Here is a 12,433-nt window from a genome sequence, read left to right as displayed (position 1 = left end):
GGTCGGGCGAACCACGATGGAAGTCATTGGGTCACCTTCTTTGCCAGGCTCACAACCGCCGTGGTGGCATCTCCCTGGGACGACGGCAGTGCGATGCGCCCTTCGCCCCGGCACATGTAGTGTACATTGTGGAAGGCGGAATAACCCTGCCAGTTGAGCATCCACCCGGGGCTGGGATTCTTGTCGTATCCCGAGTAGTAGATCTGCGGAGTGACTTGACCGCCGTTGAGCTGGCGCGCTGCGTAGCTGGGTGATGAAACATTCAACGCTTTGGGGATGCTGGTGTTCAAGTGGGCGGAAGAGGGGAATAGGGTGTTCATTTTAATGCAACGCAGACCCAGGTTGAGAGCCGCTTCCGCCAGGTTGAGCACGGACTCGTAGCGGGTGGTGGCAGTGCTCACCCGGAACGCCGTTTTGCTCTGCAGCAGAAGCCACATGCCAAGAAGACTCAACAAGCCGGTCAGGCATATCGCCAGCACCATGGCCATGCCGCCTTCATCTCCAAGTTTAGCAACCGGTTTCATATACAACTCTCATATACGGGTTTAGGTCACCAGCGTAGGCTGGGTAGAGCGCAGCGAAACCCAACAAGCGCCGGGCGGTCTAACGCAGTTGCCGGGTTGCGTCATGCGCAACGCGTGACTCTACCCAACCTGCGCCCCTGCAAGTCCGCCGCATGGCGCACATTCCATTGTGCAGAGTGGCACTAATTGTTGCGGGACGTGACCTGCACGACAAAAGTGCGGTACGTGTACCCACATTCCTCAGATCCGAGCGCGGCGGCGGCCCGGTTCTCCACCGCCGGTCGACAGTGTTTGGGGTTATTTCTCAATGCCCTGTCCTGATGGCCGGTCCTGGTCACCAGGGTATAGCGAATCAAGTCAATGTCGGATGGATTAAAGGAAGCCGGCGCGCAATTGTCTTCGGTGCATCCGGCAATTCCATACCAGGTACCGGCCCGATCGCGGTAGGCCACCTGCAGGTCGACGACATTGGTTGCCAGAGGTCCCTCCGAATGGCGATCGCTGCGTCGCAGGACCCAGCGAGAAGCCGTTCCGTCCGGGTCGCATGCGGCATTGCTTCCGTCGTCCACGCAATAACGGATAGCCGGTGCCGCAACCGTCCCCGAGAGCTCTCTATCCAGGTTCAATGTGGCCTGGTTGCCGGTCACCGCCGTTGCGGTGATCGCGGCAATCTTATTGGTGAGCGCATCACTGATCAGGTAGCGGTGCCCGGGGCCGTCCTCACCCACATCCGGCAGGTCCCGCGTCCCGTCCCCGTCGAGATCCAGAGGATCTTCACTGCCATTGCAGGTCTGGAATCCGCAGTCCGCCTCCACGGTGACACTGTTCTCCTCCAAACCTGATCCGATGATCGTGGCGCAAAGAGCGTTGTCCGGGTCCTTTAAAAGATTGCCGGCCTTGATCAGATCAGCGGCGTTGCCGCTCACCCTGACCATGTTGACGTCATTGAGGTAAATCTGGTCGCACCCATTGGCCCCGCCGTCCTCAAAATAAAAGGCCATTTGGGGACGCACCGCCCAGCCCGCTTCCATCAGTTCCCGTTTGATGAGCTCGACGACGGGCGGCATGGCTTCTTGAATTGTGTTAAAATCACTTTTATTGACGTAGCTCTTGTATTGGCCGGTGAATATGGAAATGCTCAGCGTTGCCACCAGCATTGTGACGCAGATGGAGACCATGAGTTCCACCAGGGTCATCCCGTCACACTGGTACATTCTGTCGGATCTTTTAGACACAATCCAGACCTTTAGTCCAAATCAACCAAGATGGTCGCCACCCGGACGTTGCGTTCTCGGTCCTGCACTGTTCCGTCCAGTAATTTGATTCTTTCCGGCCAGGAAACCGTGACAAAAATCTCCTTCTGCCAGGGTTCGATCACATCCGCCGTCCAGACGATGTCGAAGGGTGCCGCCGAAGAGGTGTCTTCTCCATCGAAAACCGTCGCAAAACTCTGGGCGCGCAACTCTTCAAGTTTCTGGTTGGCAAGAAACAGGGCGCGCGATTCATCCCTGTTGCGCAGGTCGGTCCTGAAGGAAGTGAGGTGCAATCCGCACAGGGCCACGAATGCGATGGCCATGACGGTCAAGGAAACCATCACTTCCACCAGGGTGAAGCCTTTCGATTTGCTAATAACCATCATTGCAGCGCACACTGACATCTCCAAGGGAGACGGTGACCGCACAGCAAACGCTTGAGTCCACGTTCATGCAGTCGGTGAGACTGGCTACGGTGTCCGGCTGAATACCTTCGGCCAAAAACAAAACCGATACACTCTGGGCGGCCGGGGCAGGAGCAAGGAATCCTCGCACATCGTAAGTGAAGTCCGGGTCGGGCAGATTTGCATCACCCAGGTAACCTCCTGTGACTCCGGGGAATTCTTTGTCGGCGTTGACCTGCATGATGGTAAAGTCGCCGTCATCGGAGTCGAGGGTGCGATCACAGTTGGTGTCGAGAAAGGCGCTGTAGAATGCACTGCCGGGGTTGTATGTAAGGGTATGGCAGGCATGTTTTTCTATGGCGCGGATACGCGTTTCTCGCAGGTGACCCGCAAAGAGGTTGGCCGCCCCACGAGCCTTTTCTTTGGTTATCCAGGAAGAAAACCCGGAATAACCGACACCGGTCATGAGGGCTACCAATGCGACCACCACCATGCTTTCGGTGAGAGTATAGCCGCGGTTATTGAGAGTTTGCCGGAGCGATTTCATGCGTGGCGTTCCTTTCGGCTTGCTGCCGTCCTACCCTGATCTGGTAAGTGAGAAGGGTTTCAGCTCCATGTACGTCACTGGCCGATAGAGCTACATCGAAAGTTCCCTGTTGAGCGGGTCCGAGAACCCAGCGAAGGGTTTGAGACTGGGGGTCCATGCGCATACCGCTGGGGGATTCAGTCAAAGAAAGCGTGACGGCATCTTCTTCCGGATCGGACACGTGGATTTGCGCCCGGTACTGACCTGCCTGGTCAAGGCTTTGGCTCAGCAGTCGGAGCTGGGGCGGAGCGTTCCCCACAAAGGTCGAGCAACTCCTGGCAGCCTCCGGGGAGAAATCGTCCGCCGGCCTGACCTGCAGTTCCACAAAATCATCGCGGCGGATGGCTTGATTCAGGTGCGGATCACCCGATTCCTGAACTTTTTGACCGTTGATCAGCCACAGGTAGTGGAGCATCAATTTGTGTTGCTCCTCTCGGGTAAATTTTACTTGGGCCGTGAGTCGATCGCCGGTGGCAGGATTACTCGGTTGCAGGGTAACCTCAAAGCCTGGTCCGGACGAAGGGGCCTGAAGAGTCCCATTGTTCTGCCGGTCGTCGGCTTTGATGGAAACGGGTGCGACGGCCGAGTTCACCTGTGTTGCCGCCGATTCCTCTGATGTCGCCTGCTCAGCCGGCTGCCCGGGCGGTTGCTCTTCATGCTTCGAGCAGTTGCCAAACATCAGGCAAACCGCCGCAGCCACGGTGAAAATTTTCAGATGATGTTGGATGCTTCGGGGTCGCATTCGATCTCCGCCTGACAGCGATTAATCAAACAGCCACTTGAAAAGCGAGTAGCCGATGGCCCCGGGATTCAGCACGCTGGGATTCTGACTGGTGCCGCTCAGCGTGATCCGATCGGTCCCGGCGTAAGCATAGATTTTTTTCTCCGCCATGACGGTGAAGTTGTTGCTGTCGGCGGATTGAATGAAAATCTTGTAGCCGGCGGCATCGGGGTGCATGTAGGCGTTGGCTCCGCAGGTGTTCCCGAAGGACTGCAGGCAGGTAATGGTGGCGGCATAGCGATAGGCATCGGCCCAGAATACCTCTTGATCCATCTTGGCGGTCATGAGAGCCACGATGGCTTCGCCCTGCTTGGTGCGATTGACATAGTTGATGTACGCCGGGACCGCCACGGAAGCAAGAATGGCGGTGATCGCCACGATGATCATCAATTCGACCAGGGAAAAACCGGCTTTGTCGCTCATGAGAGCATCCTTCTTGCGGCCGTGGGCAAGCCCGTGCAGCGCTGCGCGCTTTCTCTGCCCGTCATTGTTTAACTGTTGGGAAATACTTGAAATGTTTGCCTGTGTTCGAGGGGCGAATAGTGGCTATATAAAGGACCATGGAAACACCTCCCTGCTGTTCTGTCGCGTTGTGCGGCGCACAACACCCGAACCGGAGGTGCTGTGATCGCCCGGCAACCCTGCTACCATATTCCGCTGCCGCGAAACTTAGGCCAGTGGCTTTGCGTCCCACCCTTTCGGATGGTTTGCCTTTTTCAAGCTTTCCATCAACTTGAGTCGACGGTTCGCTTGAAAAATAAGCAAGAAGCACGCCAACGCAAGGGGGGGCAGCGGGCGGCGGCGCGGTCGAACTGTGCCGTGCGGGCCGTGCGGGTGGATTCGATGGCAGCCGCCGCAGCCGTAGTGCCAAAAAATGGTTTTGGTTTCCAAAAACATTATCCTGGCGGCTATAGTTGTATTGCCGCGTGGTCAGCCGAGGGACTCTCGATTACCAGCGGATTACACTATTGAAATAGGAGCGTAATCCAAGTGTGGCGCGATTATGTCTTTAATGTGGCGCGATTTATCGGCCCTCTGTCCGATTCGAGGGCCGACGGAGTGTTTCCCGGTCCCTGTAGAAATTCAATAAACCTATTAAAAACAATCTGTTATAATGTAATCGGAAATTCTTTATGGATTTGGCACCAACATTGCACTTGTAGCAGAAGAAAGAGAAACCAACTCTTTCCTCCTCAAAAGCTAGCCGGTTCTAGCCCCTCCGGCTGGCTTTTTTTATGGGTTGTCGTGAACCGCCATTGTCACCGCCTCAGACTGGAACTCCTCGCAATAACCGTTTATTGGGAGTATGATTTATTGTTTCGGCCACTGACGGGTGCGCATCAACACAGATCAAGCAGGGAGGATTTATGAGTAAGATTCTACTGGGTATTTTGGGTTCTCCGCGAAGATCGGGGAACTCTGAGCTTTTTGTCAAGGAGCTCTACCGCCGACTGAAAGGAGACTGGCGGCTGCAACTGGTGCGTCTGCCCGAACTGGACATTCGTCCCTGCAGGGCGTGTTACCAGTGTCTGATGGAGCAGGGCCGATGCCCGCAGAAGGATGACTTCAATCTGGTGCTCGATGCGCTGGTCGAGGCGGATGCCTGTGCCGTGGCCGCTCCCACCTACCTGCTGTCGGCCAATGCCAGTTTGAAGCGGTTTCTGGATCGAGGTCTGAGCTTTTACGCACACCTCGACAAACTCTGGAAAAAACCCGCTGTGGGGGTGGCCATCGCAGGCATTGAAGGGCTGGAGGGGTCCACCAAGCTGAGTATCGACAGTTTCATCAAACTGCTTCTGGCGGATCACAGGGGGTCGGAAGTGATCTATGGTGCTCTGCCGGGAGAGATCTTTCTAAACAATGGCGGAAAGGATGCGGCTGCCAGGCTGGCAGAAAGGCTTGTGCACGGCGCGCCGCAGGACCAGTCGAAGGTGCCGGCATGTTCGGTGTGCGGTGGCGATACCTTTCGTTTTCTGCCCGAGGGAAAAATTCGCTGTATGCTCTGCAGCAGTGCGGGAGAGTATCAGACGAGGGGGGGAGAACTTGGCATTCGAACCACTGCGGGCGAACACCCGTTGTTTCTCAGCTATGAAGATGTAAGGCGGCATGCTGACTGGCTGCGCGGCATGAAAGATGAATTCCTGAGGCGTCGCCGGGAGCTCAAGGCAGTGGTTCAGGAATACGCCCAGGTGGGCGAATGGGTTCGACCCGAGCCGAGGCAGCAATAGATTGAGGGATGCCGGGCAGCCGATGGTGGATCACGGGGTGGTGGGTTGTGCCCCACCCCTTAAACGCCCGGGTTACCCCGGTCATGGCCGCGGTGGCGGTCTGGCTGGTTGTCTCGGCGGTCTCTGTGTGTTCTGCGGCAAATGCTGACGAATTACCGAGCCCGATCGGGGACCAGCCGGCGTCTGCCGTCCGCCTCCACTTGCACCTGCAAGCCGAAAATGGGCACCAACTCGGCGAAGCTGCGTCCAAAGATCAGATCCAGATTGTCCCTGGGGATGTTGAACTGTTCGCTGAAAAAATTGCGAAAATGGTCTTCGTACGCCAGCAATTCGACCAGTTTGTGGGCGGCGTTTTCACCGTCTTGCTCGACGCGCTTCACCGCCTCCTGCAGCTTGGCAAAGGAACAGCGTTCATGATGCTTGGCAATGACATCGAGCAACAGCTCGACATGGGCAAACAGGTCGCGGCGGGTCAGGTAGGCCTGCTCGGCCAGCTGTTTCGCTGCAGAACCGTCCCAGCAGGCCTGGGCGCGACATTGAAGAGGGCGGTCGGTGTAGATGGAGCAGCGATCGGTTGAGCTCTCCAGAAAAACGCATTCCTGTGTTTCCGGTTTTTCCCGCAGCTTGATGCGCTCGTCCAGCAGAAAAAAAATCTTCGGCTGCAGGGGCGATCTTACCGGTTCCCCCTGGCGCAGGGTCACCAGTTGGTCCCAGGAGATCCTGCCTTCCTTCAGCAGTTCCAGATCCTCGATGTGCAGCGTGGGGCTCCCCCTGCGGCAGCACTCACCACACTGCACACAGGTCGGGAGGATGTCCCTGGCCGCCTGTTCACTATATTCCAGCAGCAGTTTCCACGCCTTCAACCGCTGACTGCCGTCCATTTTGGGCCAACGTTGCATGATGTCATGATAGACGGTGCTCTGCTCCAATTGATATTCAATGCGCTTCAGCGGTATGGACGCTTCCTGTTCTTCGATGAGGTCCTGCAGATGGTCCAGCCAATTCCGGCGCAGCGCCCGGGTGTCCCAATCGGCAGGATAGCCGACGGGGTTCCCTTGAGCATTGCCATGTTCAGAAGATGACATGAGTGTTTCCGCTCCCTGGAGAAAAGTGTGAGTGGGGCTTAGCCCGCAGTTGCAGTTACCGTTGTCTTCTACCCGACCCATTCTAATCGATGGCAATGGCAAGATAAAGCTCCCCTGCGAAAAAACTCATGCAATCACCTCTCGATCAAACGGTCCAGGTAGGCCTTGAGCTGCCCGGCACGCTCCAGCGACGTCCTGGGCAGGCCAAGCCCGAAGCGGATAAAATCGAGCAAGTCATGGGGTAAAGGCAACTGATGGGCGGGGTGCGCAGGCTGGTCGCATGGCGGGGGTCCCTGTGCCTCATCAAACTCAACGGCCGCCGACCTTATCTGTTGCAGCTCCTGGTAGAGACCCTGCGGGGAACAGGCGGCCAGTGAGTTCCTGGACAAAAGCCCGGCCAATATATACCGGTGAGCTCTGGGCTTAAGGTTTGGGGCAAGGAGAAACCTGTGGCGTGCGAGCAGCTCCGTCGAGCTCCAGCCCAGCTCGAGGGACTGCAGGCGCAGTATTTCAAGCAGCCTCGCTCCCCATTCCAGTATGTGGAAGAGCGGGTTGGCGCGGCGGCTGGAATAATAGAAGCTGTTGTATCCCGCAACCAGGGTGAGCCAAAAGCGGCGTCCTTGAGGCGGCAGTCGGGAAAATTCTCGAGCTGGAAGGCAGCTTTCACGCGCGCATTTGCTGCCATAATCGACCAGTTCTCTGAGGTCTTGGCCGCCATTTTGCGCCGGGTGCAGCAGGCAGCCCACTGTGCGCCCACGGGCATCCAGAAAGCCCAGTGCCCAGCAGGAATAGCCCACAATGGGACGATAGCCCGGCCCGTGCGTGAGAAATGCTGCCCGGTTTTCGCTGAATTCTCTGCGCAGGCTGCCGGCATAGTCCAGTGGATCATAGTGCGGCGGGCGGATGGGAGGGCAGCAGCCGAAACAGGTGACCTCGGATGTGGGTGCACACAGTGTGGTCATAGTCGTCATGCTCTACTCGGTTAGACACAAAACTCCATGATCGAGCTGCGGATGGGCGTCGATAAACGCGACTTGGAGAAGGCATTTGTCTTCATCAGCGTTTATCTGCGGCTGTCATCGTGGACATTGCCGGGGACTGACCGCCGCCGTCAGGAAGCTGATCAGCTCTGGTCCGCCGGCGCCATTCATGGCAGATGATTGACAGTTACGGTACCCTCGGTTATGGTTCGCCTCGAAGCCCTGTAGAGCTTCCAAGATCATGTTTTTGGTGCAGGTTGGTCGAGTCGCGCGTTGTGCGTGACGAAGCGAGCTAACAGGCTGCCCCAGAATGGAGTTCTCGGACAAGCTCCGAGAAATACTTGATTCCCAGAGATAATCCTGGAGGCTACAGCAAGGAGAGAAGTATGCCGATTTATGAATTTCGCTGTGTCGGGTGCGGAAACATACAGGAAATCATTGTAACCAGCGGCTCCGAGTCTTTCGAGATGACATGCAGCAGCTGCCAGGGTGAAACCTTTGAGAGGGTGTTGAGCACCGTCAGCTATGCCATGGGGTCCTCCTCTGGAGAGCCCTGCGGCCCCACCGCCACCACCAAGACCTGTGGGCCTGACAAGAGCTGCACCACCATTACGCTGCCGGGGCACAGTCGTTGACCGGGGAATAGTGTTGATATTCCGTCAAATGGTGCCATCGGCTCGCCACTGTGCGATCTGGTCCGCTGAATAGCCGGCTTCAGTCAGCACCGCTTGAGTGTGTTCGCCCAGTTCCGGAGCATGGCTGCGGATGGCCCCGGGGGTCAGGGAAAACTTCGGGGCAATGCCCAGCTGCCGGTAAGCTCCCCAGCTTTCATGGACCATTTCAACGACCATCCCGCGTGCCTTTACATCTCTATCGGCCATGACTTCAGCCAGATTGAGCACCGGTTCGCAGCAGCAGTCGACCGTCGAGAAGAGTTCGACCCATTCGGCCTGGGTCTTGCGCTTGAAGAGATGGGCGATGTTCTGCTGCAGTACTTTCTGATGCGGGCCGGGTTCGAAATAATTGGGTTGATTCCATTCGGGATGGCCCGTCACCTCGCAGAAAACTTTCCAGAATTGCGGTTCCAGCGCGCCCAGCGACATGTACCGCCCGTCCCGGGTTTGGTAGACGTTATAGCAGGCAAAGCCATGGTTCAAAAAATCATCACCCGGCGACGGCACCCGCTGATCTGCCAGGTAGCTTCCCCAGCGCAGGCAGTTCCAGGTCATGGCGCCGTCCGTCATGGAAATGTCGATAAACTGGCCCTTGGCCAATCTCTCCCGGGCGAGCAGGGCGCTCACGATGCTCAATGCCGCCAGCAGGCTGCCTCCCCCGATGTCCGCGATCTGCACTCCAGCCAGGGAAGGGGTGCCCTCTTTGCCGCTGTAGGAAAGCACCCCGTTGCGAGCCAGGTAGTTGATGTCGTGGCCTGCCCTCCGGGAATGAATTCCATCGGCGCCGTATCCGGTGATGGCACAGTAGACGAGGCGCGGGTTGATGGCTTTGAGCGTTGTGTAGCCGACGCCTAGACGGTCCATGACGCCGGGGCGGAAACCTTCCAAAACCACATCCGCCTCTTTCGCCAGCTGCTTGAAAATCTCTTTGCCCTGAACCGTTTTTAGGTTCAACGTGAGGGATCGTTTGTTACGGTTCAGAACCACATGGAAGCCGCTGTTTTGTCCGATCTTGGGAGGCCACCAGCGAATGTAGTCGCCGATTTTGGGGTCTTCGATCTTGACCACGTGTGCCCCCAGGTCCGCCAGCAGCATGGAACAAAACGGGCCGGGAAGCAGCCGGGATAAGTCCAGAATGGTGAAGCCGTCAAGGGCTCCCTGCATGGCCTACTCCTTTGGTGCGGATGCGGCTTGCCGGAGGACAGCGGGCGAAAAGCGGCATCCGGCAGCTAATGTGGTTCAAAACAATGCCCTGGTGAATTCTTCCGGGTCGAACGGGCGCAGGTCATCCAGCCGCTCGCCGATGCCGATATAGCGCACCGGCAGTTGCAGTTCTTCGCTTACGGCGACAATGATGCCGCCCTTGGCGGTACCGTCCAGTTTCGTCAGGATCAATCCGGTGATGCCCATTTCCTGCTTGAACATGCGCACCTGGGAGAGTGCGTTCTGCCCCGTGGTGGCATCCAGCACCAGCAGCACTTCGTGAGGTGCGCCGGGCATCTTTTTCTGGATGACCCGCAGCACCTTCTTGAGCTCTTCCATCAAATTGACTTTGGTGTGCATGCGGCCCGCGGTATCGATCAACACCACATCCACATCGCGGGTGACCGCCGCATCGATGGCGTCAAAGGCCACCGCAGAGGGGTCGGAGCCGCTTTTCTGGCGGATCACGGGAACCTTCACACGCTCCCCCCAAAGCTCCAGTTGTTCTATGGCTGCGGCTCTAAAGGTGTCCGCGGCTACCAGGAGCACTTTCAGTCCCGTTTGTTTCAGTTCATGCGCCAGCTTGCCGATGGTTGTGGTCTTGCCGACGCCGTTGACGCCAATGATCATGATTACGAACGGATGGTGCCTGGCCGGGTCCCAGGGAGCGGCCGGCACGGCAAGGATGTTGCGGATTTCCTCCCGCAGGTGGTCGCGAAGTCTTTCCGGATTGCTCAATTCCTTGCGCTCGATCTTGTCCGCCACCTTGCGCAGCAGCACCTGACTGGTCTTGACACCCAGATCCGCCGTGATCAATACTTCTTCCAGATCATCCAGCAGGTCCGCATCAATGGTCTTCCTGCCGAGCACCAGGCGATCCACCCGGGTGACAAAATTTTCTCTGGTCTGGTGCAGCCTGTCCCGCAGCCTTTTGAAATAAGGTTTTTGTTGCTGGCTGGCGGTTTCCGGCGATTCTGTGTGGGAAGCCACGGGGGCACAACAATCATTCGCATTTTCATGGGTGGCCTCGCCGTCCCGGGGCTCTTCCTCCTCGACCCCGTACGCCACTGTCTCCGCCGCTGGCGCAACCTGAGAATCGATGGGGACTTGTTGGAACGTTCGTTCCTCTCCACTTGCGTTCTTGTGTTTGCGTTTGAACCATTTGAGCATGAATTTGAAATTTCCTCTTGGGGTAGAGTGCTTGCAGTTGATTGGCCAAATCGCGACCGCTCATTTCGAGCATGACCACATCAGTAATGAGCAGCTGAATTCCACCGAATGCGATATGGACCGATTACCCGCACCGTTCAGGTGCCCTCCAAATATTGTATCATCTATATATCCGTGAAGCATAAAATGTCAAAGCCGCGATAAAACGCAACGCGCATCATTGCTTGCCTCCTCGGGGCGATGTGGGCGTTTTTCCGTCAAGCAGAGCAAGCCCGCCAGCGACTCCATTACCGGCTTGTACATAAGGCTATTTCATGCCATAGTTTTTTCTCATGGCAGCGAACCCTTGCATGGGAGGAGATCAAAATGAAGCAGAAGGTGGTGGTGATTTCAATCATGTTGTTCATTGGCGCGCTGATGGTTGTCTTGAACACTCCTCCGGTCTTTACTGCGGGGAGGTTCACCGACAACGGTGACGGAACGGTTACCGACAACGAATTGGGCCTGATGTGGGCAAAAGCGGACAATCAGCGTGACGTCGGCTGGCAGGAGGCAAGCTGGTACTGCCACATGGGTCCACCCGACATTGTGGGAAAGTATAAAGGCTGGAGGATGCCGACGGTCGATGAGCTCAAGAGCCTCTATGTCATGGACCCCAACTACAGGGGATATAAAGCCGCCTGCGGGCAGCGCGTGAGCATCACGCCGGAAATTCGTCTGAGTTGCGGGCAGGTCTGGTGCAATGAAAGGGGACTTACCACGGCGTCCGCCTTTTCCTTTGCCGACGGGATGAAATCGTCTGAAGAAAAGTCCACGGCGGTGGGTTTTCGAGCCTTGCCGGTGAGATCCTTGAGTGCCGATTAATGCGCGAATGGATGCCATGATGCATGAGACCCGCAAGCGCGAGGAACTGGTCCGGGTGTGTCGGCACCTGCAAGATCGCGGGTTGGTGGCCGCCAGCGACGGCAATGTGAGCTGCCGGGTCGGGTCGGATCGGATGCTCATAACGCCGAGCGGCAGGCGCAAAGGGGGTCTCGAACCGCTCGACCTTATCCTGTGCGATGTGAATGAGGGTACCATTGTGGCGGGGCGGGGCGGGGCATCGAGTGAAATTCGCATGCACCTGCTGGTTTACCAGCAACGTGTCGATGTGCAGGCAGTGGTGCACGCGCATCCACCGTTGTTGACCGCCCTGACCCTTGCAGGCATTCCCTTTGCCGCGGAGATACTGCCCGAAGTGTGGCTGTCCATCGGCCAGGTTCCCACAGCTCCCTATGCAACGCCGGGAACACAACAGCTCCCCGCAGCGATCAGCCCGTTTATCAAGTCGTGTCAGGCCATCCTCATGGAGCGGCATGGATCGCTCACGCTGGGGAGCAGCCCGGAACAGGCCTGCATGCGGCTGGAAAAGCTGGAACATGCGGCACACACGCTCTTCTATTGTCACCTGTTGCAGGGGAAAATGCCGCGCCCATTGTCCGAGAGGGATCTGGCCAGGTTGGACGAGGCCCATCGAAAAGCTTCGTCTGCATGACTCCACCGGCT

General features: G+C 57.3%; 15 protein-coding genes and 1 riboswitch. Of the genes, 5 read left to right on the top strand and 10 right to left on the bottom strand.

The features are described 5' to 3' along the window. Positions 1–23 precede the first annotated feature (23 nt). The 6 genes from K1V27_RS12345 to K1V27_RS12320 form a co-directional block, all read right to left on the bottom strand. Positions 24–524, bottom strand: coding sequence for a hypothetical protein (locus tag K1V27_RS12345; protein ID WP_258930308.1), 501 nt, complete (start codon positions 522–524; stop codon positions 24–26). Positions 525–706: 182 nt separating this feature from the next. Next, a complete protein-coding gene (locus tag K1V27_RS12340) occupies positions 707–1,738 on the bottom strand; it encodes a PilW family protein (protein ID WP_258930307.1) in 1,032 nt (343 codons plus the stop codon). Between the two features lie 32 nt (positions 1,739–1,770). Beyond that, positions 1,771–2,163, bottom strand: a complete 393-nt coding sequence (locus K1V27_RS12335) for a type IV pilus modification PilV family protein (protein ID WP_258930306.1) — start codon at positions 2,161–2,163, stop codon at positions 1,771–1,773. Beyond that, positions 2,150–2,728 (bottom strand): pilus assembly FimT family protein, encoded by a 579-nt coding sequence (locus tag K1V27_RS12330; protein WP_258930305.1) that lies wholly within the window; start codon positions 2,726–2,728, stop codon positions 2,150–2,152. The genes K1V27_RS12335 and K1V27_RS12330 overlap by 14 nt, the downstream gene beginning before the upstream one ends. Further along, positions 2,700–3,509: an Ig domain-containing protein gene (locus tag K1V27_RS12325; protein ID WP_258930304.1), complete on the bottom strand. Its 810-nt coding sequence runs from the start codon at positions 3,507–3,509 to the stop codon at positions 2,700–2,702. Before K1V27_RS12325 ends, K1V27_RS12330 begins: the two co-directional genes overlap by 29 nt. Before the next feature lie 21 nt (positions 3,510–3,530). Further along, positions 3,531–3,971, bottom strand: a complete 441-nt coding sequence (locus K1V27_RS12320; RefSeq protein ID WP_258930303.1) for a type IV pilin protein — start codon at positions 3,969–3,971, stop codon at positions 3,531–3,533. A gap of 208 nt (positions 3,972–4,179) precedes the next feature. Beyond that, positions 4,180–4,270, bottom strand: a riboswitch (cyclic di-GMP riboswitch). A gap of 645 nt (positions 4,271–4,915) precedes the next feature. Between K1V27_RS12320 and K1V27_RS12315 the strand changes: the two genes are divergently transcribed. Further along, entirely contained in the window at positions 4,916–5,776 is an 861-nt protein-coding gene (locus tag K1V27_RS12315) for a flavodoxin family protein (protein WP_258930302.1), read from the top strand. A 152-nt stretch (positions 5,777–5,928) separates the two neighbouring features. On the opposite strand, the gene K1V27_RS12310 is transcribed toward K1V27_RS12315, so the two are convergent. Together K1V27_RS12310 and K1V27_RS12305 are read right to left on the bottom strand one after the other, a co-directional pair. Next, complete coding sequence (locus K1V27_RS12310) at positions 5,929–6,861, bottom strand: YkgJ family cysteine cluster protein (protein ID WP_258930301.1); 933 nt, start codon at positions 6,859–6,861, stop codon at positions 5,929–5,931. Between the two features lie 134 nt (positions 6,862–6,995). Beyond that, on the bottom strand, positions 6,996–7,823 hold the full coding sequence (locus K1V27_RS12305) for a hypothetical protein (RefSeq protein ID WP_258930300.1): 828 nt from the start codon (positions 7,821–7,823) through the stop codon (positions 6,996–6,998). 36 nt (positions 7,824–7,859) lie between these two features. Between K1V27_RS12305 and K1V27_RS12300 the strand changes: the two genes are divergently transcribed. Further along, positions 7,860–8,021: a hypothetical protein gene (locus tag K1V27_RS12300; protein WP_258930299.1), complete on the top strand. Its 162-nt coding sequence runs from the start codon at positions 7,860–7,862 to the stop codon at positions 8,019–8,021. A 206-nt stretch (positions 8,022–8,227) separates the two neighbouring features. Continuing rightward, the gene (locus K1V27_RS12295) at positions 8,228–8,476 is read left to right on the top strand and encodes an FmdB family zinc ribbon protein (protein WP_258930298.1); all 249 of its coding nucleotides are present in this window, start codon (positions 8,228–8,230) and stop codon (positions 8,474–8,476) included. Between the two features lie 24 nt (positions 8,477–8,500). Here the strand turns inward: K1V27_RS12295 and K1V27_RS12290 are convergent, their stop codons facing one another. Both K1V27_RS12290 and ftsY read right to left on the bottom strand, forming a co-directional pair. After that, the gene (locus K1V27_RS12290; RefSeq protein WP_258930297.1) at positions 8,501–9,679 is read right to left on the bottom strand and encodes a CaiB/BaiF CoA transferase family protein; all 1,179 of its coding nucleotides are present in this window, start codon (positions 9,677–9,679) and stop codon (positions 8,501–8,503) included. 75 nt (positions 9,680–9,754) lie between these two features. Further along, entirely contained in the window at positions 9,755–10,888 is a 1,134-nt protein-coding gene (ftsY, locus tag K1V27_RS12285) for a signal recognition particle-docking protein FtsY (protein ID WP_258930296.1), read from the bottom strand. Between the two features lie 366 nt (positions 10,889–11,254). On the opposite strand from ftsY, the gene K1V27_RS12280 reads away from it, so the two are divergent. Continuing rightward, a complete protein-coding gene (locus K1V27_RS12280; protein ID WP_258930295.1) occupies positions 11,255–11,752 on the top strand; it encodes a DUF1566 domain-containing protein in 498 nt (165 codons plus the stop codon). Then, positions 11,742–12,422 (top strand): class II aldolase/adducin family protein, encoded by a 681-nt coding sequence (locus tag K1V27_RS12275; protein ID WP_258930294.1) that lies wholly within the window; start codon positions 11,742–11,744, stop codon positions 12,420–12,422. Before K1V27_RS12280 ends, K1V27_RS12275 begins: the two co-directional genes overlap by 11 nt. Positions 12,423–12,433: the final 11 nt, after the last annotated feature.

The organism is Desulfoferrobacter suflitae (assembly GCF_022603395.1).
GTDB classification, from domain to species: Bacteria; Desulfobacterota; Syntrophobacteria; order Syntrophobacterales; family Syntrophobacteraceae; genus Desulfoferrobacter; species Desulfoferrobacter suflitae.
The sequence above is the reverse complement of the archived record's forward strand: the minus strand, read 5'-3'. Positions and strand labels throughout refer to the sequence as shown.